Genomic DNA, 17,496 nt, shown 5'->3' on the forward strand with positions numbered 1-17,496 from the left:
AAAAAATACATTTGTAGCTGATACACTACCTGCATTTATAATTTCGATTGTATATACTAAAACATCCCCTACCGTTGCGACATTCGTATTCACTGATTTCACAACTTCAAAGTTCCCTGATTGTACTGTTGTATTCACAACATTACTCGGAACATTGATTGTTACTGGTGGTTCACTCGGATTCACTTGAAAACTCGCTGTTACATTGGCTTGATTTAAAATATCTTCGTTTTCTGGATCCTGTACAATTAATACGTCAAATGTGACTACAACTGTTTGAGCCGCAGGAATATTCGGAATAGAGAATCCTGTATTTGGATTCAATCCACTTTGTGGTACTCCATTAATTGTTACAGAATTTGCAACAAATGAAACAGCAGAAGGAATAGGGTCTTGGAAAAATACATTTGTTAACGGAACGTTTCCTGTATTTTGGACGGCAATCGTGTACGTTAAAGTGTCCCCTACCGCTGCTTGCGTTGTATTCACTTCTTTTATTACATTTAAACCACCTGTATTCACTTGTGTCACAACGGTATTCGTTTGTCTATTAATCGTTATCGGTGGCTGATTCGGAATAACAACGAAATTAGCAGATACATTTCCGCGATTCGCAATCGTACCTCCTGATGGCGTAGATGTCACCCGGACTTGAAATGTAACCGTCCTACTTCCGCCTGGAGAAATATTTGCTACCGTAAACCCAGTCGAAGGATTTGCTCCAGGCTGTGAAACCCCATCTACAGTTACACTATTTGCTATAAAAGTCGTTCCAATTGGGATTGGATCTTGAAAAATAACATTTGTCGCAAGTACATTTCCTATATTCTCAATTGTAATAGTGTACGTAAGAATATCGTTAACCGTTGCAAAAGCTTTATCCACTATTTTTCTCGTTCTTATATCAGCTATATTAATAGTAGTAACTACAGTATTACTTGTCGCTTGCCCTGAAACTGGTTGTTGACCAGGTACTGGAGTAAAGTTAAATGTTGCACTCGCACGGTTCGGAATTGGATTGACAAGTGGATTAGATGTTACTCGAACTTGAAAACGCACCACAGTCGTTTGCGAAGCATTAATACTTCCTAGATTAATACTACTTGCTGGATTCGCTCCTGGACGTGCTACTCCATTCACCGTAACACTATTTGGAACAAATGTTGTTCCACCAGGGATACTATCGACAAAAACAACATTATTGGCAGTGATATTTCCATTATTCGTCACATTAACCGTGTATGTTAATACATCATTAAGTGTTGCTGTCTGTAAATCTACAGATTTTTGCATACTTATAGTTGCTTGATTCACTGTCGTTTGTACTGTATTTGAAGAAGACATACTAGTAATAGGTGGACTACCGACAAAAGGACGGAATTGATATGACACCATTGCACGATTTGAAATAGGATTTGGGTTTGGGAACGATGTTATTCGCACTTGAAATGTAACAACTCTTTGCGTGTTATTTGGAATTGTACCTAAATTAATTCCATTAGCAGGGTTCGCATTCGGCTGTGTTACTCCACCTACTGTTACACTACCTGTAACAAACGTCGTTCCGTTCGGAATACTGTCTTGTAATATGACATTTTCTGCACTTCCCGTACCTGTATTAGGAACTGTAATTGTGTAGGTAAGAATATCTCCAACTCCTGCAACTGTTCTATTGACCGATTTAACAGGATTAATAATTGGCCCCGTTGCATCAATTTGAACTCCAAAACCAGCTGCCGCATATCCATCTCCATTTGTAACGAATCGAACCGTTGCTGACGTTTGATTATTTACTAATGATGCAGAGGCATTTACATTTGTAATATCCCACCCTTGTCTTCGGACCGCTAAAGCTATCCCTAATGGCTGATTCAAATCTCCAAACGTTCCAGTTGTATCTAACTCTCCAATGTCGTTACAAATTTGTGACTGAAAGAAATTATTAGCAGGGTTTCTCGGGCCGGATAATGCAACTGTAGCATTTGCATTCGGTCCAAAGCGAAGTTGATCTCCAACAATGTTAGAATCACCTTCTTGAGCAGTTACGAGCACTCGTCCTGTTACAGCTCCTGTCGCTGGAGTAGCAAATCCTGAAATAGTAGCATCAACTGGTGGTGATGAAGCATCGATAATTTCTTGACCTGCATAAACTGACAAATTTCGAAGTGGCAAACTTGCATTTTGATAAACAACCTCAAGTGTCCAACCAGCCGAACGACTGATAGTTGGGTCAGATGAAGTTCTTGCAGCTGGCACTGCACCCGTTGTATAAGTTCCTGCCCCACCTGCACTAACAAGATTCGTTACATTAGCAGAGCGAGCATAATAAAATTGATTTCCTACTGAGCCTTGCTGTGCGGTAGCAGGATCTGGCGTAACAGAAAAGGTCCCTGCTGGCGTTGTAAATATAATGTTATCATTTAAAAATGGTAAAACATCTTCCGTATCAGTCCGGAAAGTACCAGCCCAAACTAATTCTGCATATAACACACTGCTTCCCGCTGGAAGGTTTAAAATGGCACTTGAAGAATTCAATTGCCATTCATTCGTTGTTCCTGCTGGGAATCCTGGTACTTGCAGCGCTGTATTTACTGTCGTAAACACAGCAAGTGTACCAAAAATATTACCTGGTGCAGGTGATGTAGGACTAAGTCCCAACGTATTCCCAGTGAACGTGACGGCACCAGGTACTGTTGTTGTAAAACGATTTATAAAAGGCACACAATCATCTCATTTCAATTATAGTAAAAAGTGCTCTATACTATAAAATGTAGACAAACTATGCAATGTACTTTGTCCAACAAAATTCCGCACATACGAGAGGAGCTTACTACACTATGCGTTATGTTATCGTAACAGGAACTTCACAAGGTTTAGGTGAGGCAATCGCCGCGCAATTGTTAGAAGAAAACACGAGTATCATCTCTATTTCTAGAAGAGAAAATAAAGAACTTACAAGACTCGCAGAGCAATATAACAGCAATTGTGTTTTCCACTCCTTAGATCTTCAAGATGTACATAATTTAGAAACGAACTTTAACGAAATCATTTCATCTATTCCAGAAAATACTGTATCATCTATTCATTTAATTAATAACGCTGGTACACTCGCACCAATGAAACCAATTGAAAAAGCTGAAAGCGAACTGCTCATTACGAACGTTCAAATTAATTTACTTGCACCGATGATTCTTACCTCCACTTTCATGAAACATACGAAAGATTGGAAAGTAGATAAACGTGTTATAAACATTTCATCTGGTGCAGGTAAAAATCCTTATTTTGGATGGGGCGCTTATTGTACAACGAAAGCTGGTGTAAATATGTTTACACAGTGCGTAGCAACCGAAGAAGCTGAAAAAGAATATCCGGTAAAAATCGTCGCATTTGCACCTGGTGTTGTTGATACAAGTATGCAAGCACAAATTCGTGAAACAAATAAAGAAGACTTCATAAATTTAGATCACTTTATCGCACTAAAAGAAGAAGGGAAACTACTATCACCTGAATACGTTGCGAAAGCAATTCGTAGCTTACTAGAAACTGAGAATTTCCCGCAGGGTGAAGTAATTCGAATTGATGAATAACAAAAAGGCACGCTCTACTAGCGTGCCTTTTCATTCTATTTCTCTAAAAATATAAGTACAGACTCCGCAATTTGTTCATAACCAATCTGTTGGTAAATTTTATTTGATGTCGGATTTGCCAGATCCGTATATAAAGTCGTTGTTTTGTAACCTTCATCTAACATACGTTGACTAAGTGCGGCAACACAACTAGATGCGTACCCTTTTTTCCGCGCTTCTTTCGGTGTATATACGAAATTAACTGTTATATTGTTTGTAGTCGGTCTCGTTTTTGCAGCTACAGAAACAAGTTTCCCGTCTACTTCTAGACCAAAAAGACGACGATTAGTAATGAATGTATGGGCGGTTTGTTTCGCTTCTTCTTTCGTAGTAGGAAGCTTCACATCTTCGCAAAATTGATATATCCACTGTTCTATTAACGGTAGCTCCTCACTACTTACTTCTCGAAAGATTCCATCTCCGTTCCACTTTTTCTTTACTTGTTTTAATTCATATACACCTTGCTCCATTGCAACATTCGTTTTCTTATTTTCTATCGCCGCAATCTCTTCCGCTAATCTCTGTACAATTTTCTTATTTCCAATCAACCCAGGAACATTTGGATACACTTCCGCTAATTTTTTTGCAAGTTCCACGATGTCCTCTTCTTTAATTTCAGACGTAGCAACAATGATTTGTTTCTTCTCTTCTGTTTGAAGAAATACAATTGTAATTTCTTCCTCTTGTTTTACTACCCCCATAAATATCGGTTGTTGGCCCATTTGTAATACACCTAATATAAGATTATTTTCCTGCTCATTCTTTTCTAAAAATGACGTAACTTCTTCTTTAAAAGTAAGAATCTCTTCATATACATGTAATTGAATCATCGACAATCTCTTCTCTCTATTTATAGTTTCATTAAGTATTGGCGATTAATTCACTAAATCCCTCTTTTACGATTCAATAATATTCAAAGCTAATGCATTCAAATCATTTTCAGCTTGTAAAATTCTTTGTTTTTCCCTTTCAAATACCTCTTCCTCTTTTTGAAATGACTCTTTTCGATTTTTAATCATGCGCTCCATTTCTTTTTTACTCGGGCCACCGTATACATTTCTTTTTTGAATAAAAGCTTCTGGCGATACAATCTCTTCCCACTCTTTTTCTAATAAATATATTTTAAAATTTTCTTGTAAGTATATATTTACATCTTTTACATGTAATTCATGTAGCTCCTTTTGTTGATCCAATGACATTTTCGCAATAACACTTGCTGCATGATGCGCCTGCCGAAATGGAATGTCATAGTTTTTTGTTAAAACATCTGCGAAATCAGTTATCGTAATTGCATGTTTATAGGAACGACTTTTCAACGTTTCTTCTTCTACTTTCATCGTTCGAATCACTGCATTCATAATACAAAAAACACGAATGGTCTTTTCAATTCCTTTATATAAATACGGCTGCAAGTCATCTTCCGTATCAACAATATCACCAAATGGCGTATTATGGATCATTTGAAATACTGTAAATGCTTCTCCTAAAGCGCTACTCGTAATTGCACGTGCATGCTCAATTGAAACTGGATTTCGCTTTTGCGGCATAATACTACTAATTTGTACATATGGCTTCGCAACAGTAATACCATCATATTCCTTCGTCGCTAATAGTAAGAAGTCATGAATCCATCTGCTCGTATTCGTCATAATTACCATAAGTAACGAACTAACTTCTAATAAATAATCCGCTCCAGCAACAGCATCATATGAGTTCTCAATTACATTAGTAAACCCAAGTAAATTGGCAACTCGCTCTCGTTTAATCGGGAAACTTGTTGTAGAAAGAGCCGCAGCTCCCATTGGAGATTGATTTAAAAGTTTGTACGTTCGTTTCATTCGTTCTAAATCTCTCTGCATCGTATCATAAATCGCTAACATATAATGACCAAATGTCGTTGGTTGAGCTGGTTGTGTATGTGTATAAGCTGGCATAATCGTTTCCTTGTGATCATCGGCAAGTTGCAATATACTTTCTTGCAATAACAAGTGATGCTCCATTAATCGTAGTACATATCGCCTTAAACTCATGCGATACATCGTTACACCCATATCATTTCTACTCCTGCCAATATGCATATTACTTACAAAATCGCATTTCGCTTCTTGAAAAATTAAATGTTCGACTAAAAAAAAGAGATCTTCATGCTGCTCTGTATATAGCAATTGATCTTTTGGAATTCCCTCTATCTTTTTTAGTGCGTGTAATATAACTTTAGCTTCTTCCTTTTTCATTAAATTCTCTTCTGTCAGCATCACAACATGCGCTTTATGCACCTGAAACATATCTTTTAATAAGTGATCTCGCTGAAAATGAAATACATGTTGTAATACACAATCGACATATGTTTTCCCAGGGAAATCAGCGCCTTCACTCTTTATAAACTCTTCTTTACTTTGTTTCATCACCTTTTCCCCTCTCGCCTAAGTATTACTACCCATCATACCCAGAGATAGAAAAAAAGTGCTTGTACATAAAGTGAAACTTTAATCAGCCCTCACCAATCGGACTTTTATGGGCAGCCCGATCCCCGGCTAACTTCTTTGCTTTCGCTGAATTTTGGGGTGAGGGTCTTACTGCCCATTAAAGCGGGATAAAAATAAACTCGGCGCCCTCTGCACCGAGTTTACTTAATAAAAGTCGCATCATACTTATCACTTTGCAACACTTGGAAATGTAAGTTCGCTAAATGTTTTCGTATTTCTGCACTGTCGTCCTCATTTAAATTATTTGCTAAGAACACAATTTCTGTACAGTTCCCGCGTTTATCCATCGCATAAACTGCTTTTGTAACTGTCCATGGCGTATAGCCATTTTTTTGCCCTGCATGTCTAAATGTTTTACGGTATTTCTTAGCGCTCATATCTGTTTCAACGATATTCGCCCACACTTTTTCTTCTGCGTCTGTTAGGCCACCTTTATGATTTGCCTTTTGAAGTAGTACCATATAATCATTTGCAGAAGCTGCTGGTAATCGATCTGACCAAATTTTATCGTAACGTTCCTCTAAGTAAAGAGGAATTTCCTTCTGTAATAATGGTCCCTTCTTTTTTAAGCGTTCATGAATAATCATCGCATATTCACGATATTGCTCTTGAGACATTTCTTTTAACTTTTTCTCTATTTTATATTTCGGAACATGTAGTTCTTTATGCAAATATCCAGGGATGTATAAAGATGAAACAATCGGAAATAGCGGCTGATGTGCTGGAAGTGATAAACTTTGTAAATTCCGATTAATATTATCTAATCCTAACACTTCCATTAAATATTCAGCATTCGCATTCGAACTAAATTTGACCATTCCTTTTGCCACTTCTTCTAAAGAAACTGCTCCTTCTGTTATCTTGTCTGTCTTTTGTAAATACTTTTGCCATCTATCTTGTGCACCGCCATCTGTATTCGGTACGTAATAACGATTCACATCATTAATGGAAACAAAACTAGACGGATCAATTTTCCCTTCTGTAACTTGTTTCGTATATTCAAGCGCCACGATTAACTTCATCGTACTAGCAACCGGCAATACAACACTGGGATTTACAGAATAAACAATTTTATCATTTCTCTTTACTAGAAGTGCACTATTTTTTTCATCTTTATGTTCTTCAATAAAGGATGCGATATACTGCGCATCATCATTATTTGAACTCCACACTTTTTCCACTAAAAAATTACCCGATATTAGCAAAACGAAAATACCCACAATTACTGCGCATACTATAGTTTTTTTCAAGTAAAATTCCTCTCCTATTGTGTAACTCTTCTCTATTTATCTTTTAAAAAAATAATGGAGACGGTTATTTACATAACCGTCTCCATTATTTTAACTTGTATTCTCCTATTATGTCTACGTCATAATTTTCACGAAGTCTTCGAGAAATTTTTTATAATGTAACGACCAACCGATTCGCACCCAATTCTTTAAAGCTTTTGAGTCCGGCTGAGGCCGGAAATCAGCAATACTCTCTCCTTTTGCAATTCCAACTGTATCTACATCGACACGGCGATATACATAATCTAAAAGAGACGGATTTGCCGCAACCATCATTGTAACGACGTCATGAACTGGACTGCCTGTTATTTTCGGGTTTAACTTTTTATATGCTTTATAATAATACGTAAATATCGGCTCGATTAATTTATTAAAACTCGTTTTAGAATGTTTCGTAATATATTTTACCATTTCTGGCGTGATAATTGCTTCAGATGTAACGTTTAGTGGAACTAATGTCACATTCTTGGCATTTTGCATAACTAATTGTGACGCAATGGGATCACCATGAAAATTCGCCTCTGCGACTGGTGTTACATTGCCAGGCATTAAAAAAGCACCACCCATTATATAATATTCTTTCACATACTTCATCATCGGCTTTTCTAAAATAAATGCTGTCGCTAGTGTCGTTGACCTACCAGCATCCACAATGATTAATTCTCCTTTATACTTTTCCAGAATATCAAAAAAAGCACAAAAAGGTTTTATATTTGGCGCAAAAGCTTTTGGTGGTTTAATCGGTCCTAATCCATCTGCCCCATGAATTTCTGGATAATACGTTGTAACATCCCCGGATAAAGGGATCTTTGCACCATTTATAACAGGTATATCTTCCCGCCCCGCCATTTGCAGCAAATATGCTGCATTACTCGTCGCCTTTTCTTGCGTTACATTTCCATATCCGGTTACAACACCAACAATATCAATATCAGGATGCATAATTCCGTACATGATGGCTAAAGAGTCATCAATTCCTGGGTCTCCCAAAAATAATACTTTTTTCATCGACCTCAACTCCATCCCCTCAATTGTTATTAATTTATGAATAACCTTACATATACAGAATAAAAAAGAATAAATTCACACAAAAAAACGCAGTCCTCTATAAGGACTACGTTCTTCCTCTAACCTATACTGTTTTTCTTCACAGCACTCATACTTCCAATGATATAAGCGATAAACGCAAAACAAATTGGGAAAACAACTGTATGTATACCGAACGGGTTTGGATAGAAAAGGTGAATACACATATATGAACCTACCCCAACTAAAATAGAGGCAAGCGCTCCTGTTGCATTTCCCTTTCTCCAATATAACCCTAATACGATTGGCCAAATGAATGCTGCTTCTAATCCACCGAAAGAAAATAAATTTAACCATATTAAAAAATCTGGTGGTTTAATTGCTGCTGCATAAACGAGCAGCCCTACGATACCAGTAATCCACAAACTTCCTTTTCTAATCGTACTGTCTGCTGCATCTTTATTTATGTAATTTACGTATATATCTTTAATAATTGATGAACTTACAAGTAACAATAACGAGTTTACTGTAGACATAATTGCTGCCATTGGCGCAGCTAAGAAAACACCGGCTAACCAAGGTGGCAACACTTCCATTGCGAGTAGCGGCATGACTTTATCCGGTACCGTTATACCCGGAAGTACAACTCGTGCAAATACACCCGTTAAATGCATACCAATCATAATTGTACCTACAACAACCGTACCAATTATTAACGCTTGATGCATAGCTTTTGAATTTTTATAAGACATGGCACGCACACTAATTTGCGGTAAACCAACAACGCCAATTCCAATTAAAATCCAAAATGATGTCACGTATGATTTCGTTAAACTACCATCCGCTCCGAACGGTGTAATTAAATTCGGATTGATTTGAATAAGTTCCTGCATAATCTTTTCAATTCCACCACCAGCAATGACAGTAGCAATTAAAATGATTGTCGTTCCAACTAACATAATGATACCTAATAGTGTATCTGATAAAGCGACTGCACGAAACCCACCAATTAATACGTATACAAGTACAGAAAAAGTAAATAGAAATAGTGCTGTTGTATAAGATAGACCCGTTAGCGACTCAATTAATCGGCCACCGCCGACCCATTGAGCTACTGTTGCTGAAAATAAAAAGATAATAATACATAACGCAGAAAGTATAACAACTGCTTTATTATTGTATCTTCCCTTTAAATAATCGATAAGAGTAATGGCTTCCATCTTTCTAGCGATAATTGCAAACTTTTTACCGATAACCGTTAAAACGATATACCCTGTTACAACTTGAATCGCAGATAATAATACCCATCCGAGACCCATATTGTACGCAATACCTGGACCACCAATAAAGCTACTCGCACTACCGTACGTAGCAATCATTGTCATCGCTAATAATAAACCGCCAAGTTCACGCCCACCAAGAAAATATTCTTGTAAAAATTTATTATTAGCAGTCGCTTGTACGCGTCTTGAAGCATATACACCAATTAAAAACACAACGATAAATGAAATTATCATTGGAATGATTACATACCAATTCATCTATTATTCCTCACTTTTTTCTTCCTCATCGAGTGAAATATCTTGAAATACAAAACGAACAACTAAACTAAGTAAAATAACCATAACGACAAACCCAACGATACAGCTATAAAAAAACCATGCTGGAAAACCGAATACATATGTATATTCACTTGGATTTTTACTACCAAGCCCATAAGCAAATCCGTACCATATTATAAAATTGATAATAGCAAGTCCAAGACCAATTAACGCTTCTCTATGGGCGATTCGAAAGCGTGGATCATCATGATAATCCTTCATTTTTCTCCCTCCTCTCACGATGTATTATTGTACCATTGTTCTTCTAGTTTTTCCTACTAGAAAGCAAAAACAAGCAGGAGTTTTTATATTCATATAGAAGATTCTCTTACATTACATATTTTTTACAATTGTAACACAAATGAAATTTGAATTTTCAGTATTTGTTAATTATGATTTAAATTAGAGGCTTTCCATCTAGTTCCCACATCCTTGGTTTTGGAATAAACGCCGTCTCGTACTGCGTTTACATTATATTTTCAAGGGGGTTATACAATGAGTCAACTAGCTGTAAATCTTCATGAAAAGGTAGAAAAGTTTCTTCAAGGTACAAAAAAGTTATATGTGAATGGATCTTTCATTGAAAGCGCTTCCGGTAAAACATTTAAAACACCTAACCCAGCAACCGGCGAAACACTTGCCGTCGTTTCTGAGGCTGGTCGCGAAGATATTCATAAAGCTGTTGTTGCAGCTCGCATGGCTTTTGACGAAGGTCCTTGGTCTCGCATGAGCACTGCTGAGCGAAGCCGTCTTATGTACAAGTTAGCTGATTTAATGGAAGAACATAAAGAAGAGCTTGCACAGCTCGAAACATTAGATAACGGAAAGCCAATCCGTGAAACAATGGCAGCAGACATACCACTTGCAATTGAACATATGCGCTATTATGCTGGCTGGGCTACGAAAATCGTTGGTCAAACAATTCCTGTTTCCGGTGATTACTTTAACTATACACGCCATGAGGCTGTTGGTGTCGTCGGTCAAATTATTCCTTGGAACTTCCCACTTCTTATGGCAATGTGGAAAATGGGAGCAGCGCTTGCTACAGGATGTACAATCGTTTTAAAACCTGCAGAACAAACTCCACTATCCGCTCTATACTTAGCTGAATTAATTGAAGAAGCTGGATTCCCGAAAGGTGTTATTAATATCGTTCCTGGATTCGGTGAATCAGCTGGACAAGCTCTTGTTAATCATCCACTCGTTGATAAAATTGCATTTACTGGCTCTACTCCAGTCGGTAAACAAATTATGAGACAAGCATCTGAATCATTGAAACGTGTTACTTTAGAGCTTGGAGGTAAATCGCCGAACATTATTTTACCAGACGCCGACTTATCTCGCGCGATTCCTGGTGCACTTTCTGGTGTTATGTTTAACCAAGGACAAGTATGCTCTGCTGGATCACGCTTATTTGTTCCAAAGAAAATGTACGATAATGTCATGGCTGATCTCGTCCTTTATTCTAAAAAATTAAATCAAGGTGCTGGTCTAAGTCCAGAAACTACCATCGGTCCTCTCGTTTCCGAAGAACAACAAAAACGTGTAATGGGCTTCATTGAAAAAGGGATTGAAGAAGGCGCTGAAGTACTTTGCGGAGGAAGTAATCCATTCGATCAAGGTTACTTCGTTTCTCCTACAGTATTCGCTGACGTAAATGACGAAATGACGATCGCAAAAGAAGAAATTTTCGGTCCAGTTATTTCTGCAATACCTTTCAACGATATTGATGAAGTAATTGAACGTGCAAATAAATCACAATTCGGCTTAGCGGCTGGTGTGTGGACAGAAAATGTTAAAACAGCACACTATGTTGCAAGTAAAGTGCGCGCTGGTACTGTATGGGTAAACTGTTATAACGTCTTTGATGCAGCATCTCCATTTGGAGGATTTAAACAATCTGGTCTTGGCCGTGAAATGGGATCTTACGCATTAAATAATTATACAGAAGTGAAGAGTGTTTGGCTCAACTTAAACTAACGAAAAAGAACCTGACCTATCCGGTCAGGTTCTTTTCATTATGTATTCCTTTAAACTTGCAGTCCCCCGCTCACATTTAATACTTCTCCTGTAATATAGGATGCGTATTCTGATGCTAAAAAGGCCGCTGCGTTCGCAATATCTTCTGGCGTTCCAATTCTACCAACTGGAATCGCGCCAACCATCTTTTCTTTCACTTTATCTGGTATCGTTTTTGTCATATCTGTATCCATAAACCCTGGGCAAATCGCATTACAAGTAATACCGAAACTTCCAACTTCTTTCGCTGCTGTTTTCGTTAAACCTACAACTCCTGCCTTTGTAGCAGCATAATTCGCTTGGCCTATATTTCCTTCTCTACTAATTGAAGATATATTAATAATGCGTCCATACCCTTGTTGTCTCATGTAAAGAAGCGCTGGCTGCATACAATAAAAAACGCCAGTTAAGTTCACTTGTAATACTTGTTCCCAAGAAGACTTCTCCATTTTATGTAACATTGCATCTCTTGTAATCCCAGCATTATTCACCAAAATATGTAATGTACCGAATTTTTGAACCGCATATTCAATTAATGACTTCGCTTCATTTTGATTACTCACATCACATCGATATAAACTCACTTCATATCCTTCATCCGATAATTCACGTGTCGTTTTTTGTAGCTTTTCTTCATTTACATCGCTAATTAATACTTTTGCCCCTAGTTTTGCATAAACCCTTGCAATCTCTTTTCCAATTCCCTGTGCAGCTCCTGTTACAACAGCTGTTTTCCCATTTAAAAACTCCATCCCTATCCCCCATTTCTATTACTTATACTGTATATTTCGGCTTTTTGCCTTCCAATCCCTCTTTGTATAAAAAAGTCTATTTGTGTCAAACTAACTTTGCAACGTCGCATAAAACACAAGGAGATTGTGTCGAATGAACAAAAAAAATTTCAAGCAAAACAAAGCTGCTGATGGCATTGATGTTGAGTTCTCTCGTGAACTCGCTGACCACAATGACTTAGAAGCAAACGCACGTGCAAATGCCGCTGATGCACGTCAAAAACGCCAATCAACAGAAAAATAAGGAAAGCACAACCTTATTCTTTTCAACAGGGACCTACTACCCAACAAAATAAACCGAGAGATATCCTCTCGGTTTATTTTCGATATTTTTTTATATAATGCGCCAAAGTAAGTAGCGGATATATATGGGCATAGCTATGATAACGAATATAAAAACCACCTGGTAAACCTGTTCCAGTAGGATATTTTTCATTCACATAACGATTCGCAAGCAAATATGAGATACCCTTTCGAATTGCTGGTGTTTCCTTATCATAGTAAGAAATGAGAGCATCTAACGCCCATGCTGTTTGAGATGGGGTACTGAATGGTAAAGTAACGAACCTTTTTTCCACACTACTGTGGCATGATTCTCCCCAGCCACCATCTTCATGTTGTATATGTTCAAGCCATAAAGCAGCTCGTTTCAATGATGGATTGCTAGATGGAATGCCGAGTGACCGTAAACCGGTCATCACCGCCCACGTACCATATATATAACAAATCCCCCATTTTCCATACCATGATCCATTTTTCTCTTGTACATTCATTAACCAATTTATTGCACTTTGTTTTTGTTTCTCTGGCAATTCATTTTGCGCATATGTCCCAAAAAGCTCTAACACTCTTCCTGTAATATCTGGTGTAGAAGGATCTGTAATCATGTCGCTTGCATTTTCGATTGGTAAATTTGCTAATAAATTGCTCGTCACACCTTTTTCAAATGCTCCCCAGCCACCATCATTATTTTGTAATCCTTTAACCCAAGTAACCCCTTTCTTCCATGCATAATCTACATTTTCGTTCCCTCTACTTTTTGCCAATACTCTTAACACCGCTGTTGTATCATCAACATCAGGGATTGTCGTATTCACATCCGAGAAACCCCAACCGCCTGGTGCAAGCGCTGGTGCATGTACGCTCCAATCAGCTTTTTTTGTATGCTGTTTTTTTAATAAATATGTTACTGCATGTTGAATCATCTTATTATCTTTCGGTACTTGGGCCTCTTGTAACGCATAGCTGAGTAAAGCCGTATCCCATACAGCTGAAGGCGAGTTTTGCAAATGATTCCCGCTTTCCATCTTCCATATATAAGATGTTATCCCGGTTATAGCCTTTTGAATGATTGATGATTGAAGAGAATGTCCTAACGCGAGTAAAGCGTAAATCATATAAAACGAGGCAGTTGCGTAACTATATAACGTTCCATTCTCATCAATACGTTCTTTCATAAAACGTTCGACTTCCTTATTCCCTTTATGATGTAAAGATAGTGGATACGATATAATTTGTTTTACATCACTTACTAACGTTTGAAACAACGGAGACCGATCCTCTCGAAACCATTCTCCGCCCCCTCCCGAAATATGATTTAAATTTGGCAGTAACTTTTTCCCTACTCGAAATCTTTTATTTAAACAAACCATCATCGGAATTAAATGAATACGCGCTGAGCTACTTAACTCAAATATACTGAGAGGTGAATCACTTTGGAGAAACATAATTGGTGTTGGCAAATGAAAGAGCGAAGGATATTCATATTCTCCATGAGCCGCTAATAAAAACTTCGTCATAAAATGAGCACGCGCTACCCCGCCACGCTCATTTATAAACATTTCGGCTCGCTTCATATTCGCATCTTCTTTTGTATATTTTTTTGAAGCAAGTAAGGCAGCATAAGATTGAATTGTAGCAGATAAATTACCACCTACTTCATCTTCATACAATTTCCATGTTCCTTCATTTGTTTGAAGTGATGCTAATCTTTTTACAAATGGTTCTATCTCTTTATCTCTACCTAATAATTTTAATAAAAAGATCATATGGCAATCTGTTAATGGTGCTCCTTCAAAACAAAAGCGCCACGTTCCATCTCGCCGTTGCATCGTTTGAAGTGCAGTTGTTCTTCTTGCTATCTCTTCATGCACTTTTTCATATAATAACAAGTTACTCACCCACCCTTTCGAAATCCGTATAACGATATTCAAAAAGATAACTGAATATGTATGAAAACAAAGAAAAGCAGAACATATAAAATGTTCTGCTCATAAACAATATCCTACTCCGACAATTATCCCTACTAAAGCACCGACTACTACTTCATACGGTGTATGCCCGACAAGTTCATTTAATTTCTTATATTCTGTTTGTCTACCGTGAAAAAACTCATTTAATATTTTCGCTTGTTTACTTACCGCGAGCCTTACTCCTGAAGCATCATACATAACAATAATGGCAAAAATAGCAGCGATTGCAAACATGGAACTTTCCACACCTTCCACAACGCCAACACCTGTTGCAAGTGCTGTAACAGTTGAAGCATGAGAACTTGGCATCCCACCTGAAGCAAAAAACTTTGCAAAATCAAATTCACCCGTTTTGAATAATTTAAAGACTACTTTCGTTAATTGTGCTAAAAACCATGAAATTACAGCGGCCATAAGCGGATCATTATGTAAAATTGTTTCCACGTTCTCAGCTCCCTACTGACTATAATGGAAATTCTATATAGTATCAGTATAAAGAAAAATGCGTAGAAAATACTACGCATTATGATACTTTTGCTGATTTATTTTTTATAAATTTCGGTTGTTTCTGCACTAAAAACTTTGTTTTTGCTATTGAAAACACAAATAATGCAATCCATATACAGAAAAATGCCATCATATGAGTAGATGTGAAATGCTCACCAAATACGAATACACCTAAAATTAAACTAATTGTTGGTGCAATATATTGTAAAAAGCCTACCATATAAAGCGGAATAAGTTGTGCTCCTTTTGCAAAATAAAAAAGTGGTAAAGCTGTAACAATTCCTGCTCCTATTAATAGTAACGTCGATAACATGGAAATAGATCCAAATGAGCCGAAACCATGTACTCCTGTCATAACGAGATAAATAATCGCAAAAGGCGTCACTAACATCGTTTCCATCGTAAGACCAATTGTCGCATCATAGTTTAACAATTTTTTCGTTAATCCATATAATCCAAATGAAAAGGCAAGTGATAAAGAAACCCACGGAATAGATCCAAAACGTACTGTTAAAATGATAACCCCTACGCCAGCTAAACCAACTGCAACATATTGCCAAAAGTTTAGCTTTTCCTTTAATACAACCGTACCAAGTAAAATACTAATAAGTGGATTAATATAATATCCGAGACTTGCTTCAATGACATGATTATGATTAACGGCCCATATGTAGACAAACCAGTTTCCGCTAATCAAGACCGAAGCTATTGTTAATGACATTAATAATTTAGGTCGTTTAAAAAGATTCACGAACTCCCCAATAAACTGACGAAATCTCTTCGTAACACCTAATACAAGTAACATAAAAACGAACGCCCAAACGATGCGGTGTGCTAATATTTCATCTGCTGGAACTTCCTCAACCCATTTCCAATAGATTGGTAGGATTCCCCACATCGTATAAGCACCAGCCGCATATATAATCCCTTTTTTTTGCTGTGCTGATTGACTCCCCATCTTCCCTTTTCTCCTCTTCTCATTTTTCTCCATTATACGGTCCCGCATGCTCACTTTACCAATAATCAATCTGCAATTCTTTCGACATTTCTCATACAGCAAAAAGTAAACACATTGTTATAACGACAAGTAACGGTATACCGAAAACAAATTTCTTTTTATGTGTTTTATGATGAAACATATACATACCGATCCAAGCACCAACTGCGCCTCCAGCTGCCGCTGATAAAAACAACGTACTTTCTGGCGTTCTCCACTGTTTCTTCTTCGCTTTTCGTTTATCAAGCCCCATAAGGCTAAAAGCTATAACGTTAATAATAATAAAATAAATCCATTTCATCGCTTTCTCTCCCTATGAAAAATTCGCTTAATGGTAACATGAAAAAACGATAGAAACAACTGAAGAACGCTTTTTACCAAGCTAATTAGTTACCTTTATATTTACATAACCAACTAAAACCGCAGTTACAGCGATTAAATAGAGCGATGTTATGAGCAGAACCTTATATTTCATTCCCTTCACCCACTACCATATCATCGAAAAAACTTCTCTCAATCTCTTTTTCATCAAAATGAAGAACTATAATTAGTCCTATATATAAAGAAACGAAATTTAGAAACCATTCGCCATTTTCATCTTTGTTAGCTAAACATTTAAATATCTCTTGAAATTGCATACGCTCATCTGCAGCAGCAACCGGACGCACACCAAAGTATTTCAATACGAGATTCAGCTTCAGATGCACGGATAATGATAAAATATATTTTAATAACTCCGTATACTCTATACTATCTTTTTGACTATACAGCTTCACAAGCTTTTGATGTAAAGTAGAAATCGATAATCCTTCGTCGGTCACTTTAGTTGCTTCTACCATTTCAATCATCTTTTTCATATTCATTACATTCACCCCTTCTGCAAAAAAACAAAAGCCAAAGCG

16 protein-coding genes are annotated in these 17,496 nt (G+C 37.2%); 3 read left to right on the forward strand and 13 right to left on the reverse strand.

The window, feature by feature from the left end:
- Window positions 1-2,721: DUF11 domain-containing protein (locus MR113_RS15135; RefSeq protein ID WP_242255238.1), on the reverse strand; the 2,721-nt coding region annotated here is incomplete at its 3' end.
- Between the two features lie 116 nt (window positions 2,722-2,837).
- On the opposite strand from MR113_RS15135, the gene MR113_RS15140 reads away from it, so the two are divergent.
- Window positions 2,838-3,587 (forward strand): (S)-benzoin forming benzil reductase, encoded by a 750-nt coding sequence (locus MR113_RS15140; RefSeq protein ID WP_242255239.1) that lies wholly within the window; start codon window positions 2,838-2,840, stop codon window positions 3,585-3,587.
- Between the two features lie 35 nt (window positions 3,588-3,622).
- Here the strand turns inward: MR113_RS15140 and MR113_RS15145 are convergent, their stop codons facing one another.
- The 6 genes from MR113_RS15145 to MR113_RS15170 form a co-directional block, all read right to left on the reverse strand.
- Window positions 3,623-4,456 carry a GNAT family N-acetyltransferase gene (locus MR113_RS15145; RefSeq protein WP_242255241.1) on the reverse strand — a complete coding sequence of 278 codons (834 nt, stop codon included), beginning with the start codon at window positions 4,454-4,456 and terminating at the stop codon, window positions 3,623-3,625.
- Between the two features lie 66 nt (window positions 4,457-4,522).
- Window positions 4,523-6,031 (reverse strand): argininosuccinate lyase, encoded by a 1,509-nt coding sequence (argH, locus tag MR113_RS15150; protein ID WP_242255243.1) that lies wholly within the window; start codon window positions 6,029-6,031, stop codon window positions 4,523-4,525.
- Window positions 6,032-6,252: 221 nt separating this feature from the next.
- Window positions 6,253-7,362 carry a serine hydrolase gene (locus MR113_RS15155; protein WP_242255246.1) on the reverse strand — a complete coding sequence of 370 codons (1,110 nt, stop codon included), beginning with the start codon at window positions 7,360-7,362 and terminating at the stop codon, window positions 6,253-6,255.
- A 114-nt stretch (window positions 7,363-7,476) separates the two neighbouring features.
- Window positions 7,477-8,409, reverse strand: a complete 933-nt coding sequence (locus tag MR113_RS15160) for a nucleoside hydrolase (protein WP_242255248.1) — start codon at window positions 8,407-8,409, stop codon at window positions 7,477-7,479.
- A 119-nt stretch (window positions 8,410-8,528) separates the two neighbouring features.
- Window positions 8,529-9,968 carry a sodium/pantothenate symporter gene (panF, locus tag MR113_RS15165; RefSeq protein ID WP_001104842.1) on the reverse strand — a complete coding sequence of 480 codons (1,440 nt, stop codon included), beginning with the start codon at window positions 9,966-9,968 and terminating at the stop codon, window positions 8,529-8,531.
- Window positions 9,969-9,971: 3 nt separating this feature from the next.
- Window positions 9,972-10,250, reverse strand: a complete 279-nt coding sequence (locus MR113_RS15170; RefSeq protein WP_000656242.1) for a YhdT family protein — start codon at window positions 10,248-10,250, stop codon at window positions 9,972-9,974.
- 273 nt (window positions 10,251-10,523) lie between these two features.
- Between MR113_RS15170 and dhaS the strand changes: the two genes are divergently transcribed.
- Window positions 10,524-12,008: an aldehyde dehydrogenase DhaS gene (dhaS, locus tag MR113_RS15175; RefSeq protein WP_061678475.1), complete on the forward strand. Its 1,485-nt coding sequence runs from the start codon at window positions 10,524-10,526 to the stop codon at window positions 12,006-12,008.
- A 50-nt stretch (window positions 12,009-12,058) separates the two neighbouring features.
- Here the strand turns inward: dhaS and fabG are convergent, their stop codons facing one another.
- On the reverse strand, window positions 12,059-12,799 hold the full coding sequence (fabG, locus tag MR113_RS15180; RefSeq protein ID WP_061678476.1) for a 3-oxoacyl-ACP reductase FabG: 741 nt from the start codon (window positions 12,797-12,799) through the stop codon (window positions 12,059-12,061).
- A gap of 133 nt (window positions 12,800-12,932) precedes the next feature.
- On the opposite strand from fabG, the gene MR113_RS15185 reads away from it, so the two are divergent.
- Window positions 12,933-13,082 carry a YfhD family protein gene (locus tag MR113_RS15185; RefSeq protein ID WP_001035806.1) on the forward strand — a complete coding sequence of 50 codons (150 nt, stop codon included), beginning with the start codon at window positions 12,933-12,935 and terminating at the stop codon, window positions 13,080-13,082.
- Window positions 13,083-13,155: 73 nt separating this feature from the next.
- Here the strand turns inward: MR113_RS15185 and MR113_RS15190 are convergent, their stop codons facing one another.
- From MR113_RS15190 to MR113_RS15210, 5 genes are all read right to left on the reverse strand, one after another.
- A complete protein-coding gene (locus MR113_RS15190; RefSeq protein ID WP_242255253.1) occupies window positions 13,156-15,009 on the reverse strand; it encodes a terpene cyclase/mutase family protein in 1,854 nt (617 codons plus the stop codon).
- Window positions 15,010-15,108: 99 nt separating this feature from the next.
- The gene (locus MR113_RS15195; protein WP_073515868.1) at window positions 15,109-15,534 is read right to left on the reverse strand and encodes a divergent PAP2 family protein; all 426 of its coding nucleotides are present in this window, start codon (window positions 15,532-15,534) and stop codon (window positions 15,109-15,111) included.
- 79 nt (window positions 15,535-15,613) lie between these two features.
- Window positions 15,614-16,555 carry an EamA family transporter RarD gene (gene rarD, locus MR113_RS15200; protein ID WP_063262506.1) on the reverse strand — a complete coding sequence of 314 codons (942 nt, stop codon included), beginning with the start codon at window positions 16,553-16,555 and terminating at the stop codon, window positions 15,614-15,616.
- A gap of 91 nt (window positions 16,556-16,646) precedes the next feature.
- Window positions 16,647-16,895: a DUF1294 domain-containing protein gene (locus tag MR113_RS15205; protein ID WP_242255255.1), complete on the reverse strand. Its 249-nt coding sequence runs from the start codon at window positions 16,893-16,895 to the stop codon at window positions 16,647-16,649.
- A 163-nt stretch (window positions 16,896-17,058) separates the two neighbouring features.
- On the reverse strand, window positions 17,059-17,457 hold the full coding sequence (locus MR113_RS15210) for a nucleoside triphosphate pyrophosphohydrolase family protein (RefSeq protein WP_242255257.1): 399 nt from the start codon (window positions 17,455-17,457) through the stop codon (window positions 17,059-17,061).
- Window positions 17,458-17,496 lie beyond the last annotated feature (39 nt).

It is taken from the genome of Bacillus cereus group sp. BfR-BA-01379 (assembly GCF_022663605.1).
Classification (GTDB): domain Bacteria; phylum Bacillota; class Bacilli; order Bacillales; family Bacillaceae_G; genus Bacillus_A; species Bacillus_A mobilis.

What these genes read in the sequence shown, in the direction of transcription:
- argH (WP_242255243.1), bottom strand. Translation starts at nt 6,031, where the DNA reads ATGAAACAAAGTAAAGAAGAGTTTATAAAGAGTGAAGGCGCTGATTTC.
- MR113_RS15160 (WP_242255248.1), bottom strand. Translation starts at nt 8,409, where the DNA reads ATGAAAAAAGTATTATTTTTGGGAGACCCAGGAATTGATGACTCTTTA.
- MR113_RS15185 (WP_001035806.1), top strand. Translation starts at nt 12,933, where the DNA reads ATGAACAAAAAAAATTTCAAGCAAAACAAAGCTGCTGATGGCATTGAT.
- MR113_RS15140 (WP_242255239.1), top strand. Translation starts at nt 2,838, where the DNA reads ATGCGTTATGTTATCGTAACAGGAACTTCACAAGGTTTAGGTGAGGCA.
- MR113_RS15205 (WP_242255255.1), bottom strand. Translation starts at nt 16,895, where the DNA reads ATGAAATGGATTTATTTTATTATTATTAACGTTATAGCTTTTAGCCTT.
- MR113_RS15210 (WP_242255257.1), bottom strand. Translation starts at nt 17,457, where the DNA reads ATGAATATGAAAAAGATGATTGAAATGGTAGAAGCAACTAAAGTGACC.
- MR113_RS15145 (WP_242255241.1), bottom strand. Translation starts at nt 4,456, where the DNA reads ATGATTCAATTACATGTATATGAAGAGATTCTTACTTTTAAAGAAGAA.
- dhaS (WP_061678475.1), top strand. Translation starts at nt 10,524, where the DNA reads ATGAGTCAACTAGCTGTAAATCTTCATGAAAAGGTAGAAAAGTTTCTT.
- rarD (WP_063262506.1), bottom strand. Translation starts at nt 16,555, where the DNA reads ATGGGGAGTCAATCAGCACAGCAAAAAAAAGGGATTATATATGCGGCT.
- fabG (WP_061678476.1), bottom strand. Translation starts at nt 12,799, where the DNA reads ATGGAGTTTTTAAATGGGAAAACAGCTGTTGTAACAGGAGCTGCACAG.
- panF (WP_001104842.1), bottom strand. Translation starts at nt 9,968, where the DNA reads ATGAATTGGTATGTAATCATTCCAATGATAATTTCATTTATCGTTGTG.
- MR113_RS15170 (WP_000656242.1), bottom strand. Translation starts at nt 10,250, where the DNA reads ATGAAGGATTATCATGATGATCCACGCTTTCGAATCGCCCATAGAGAA.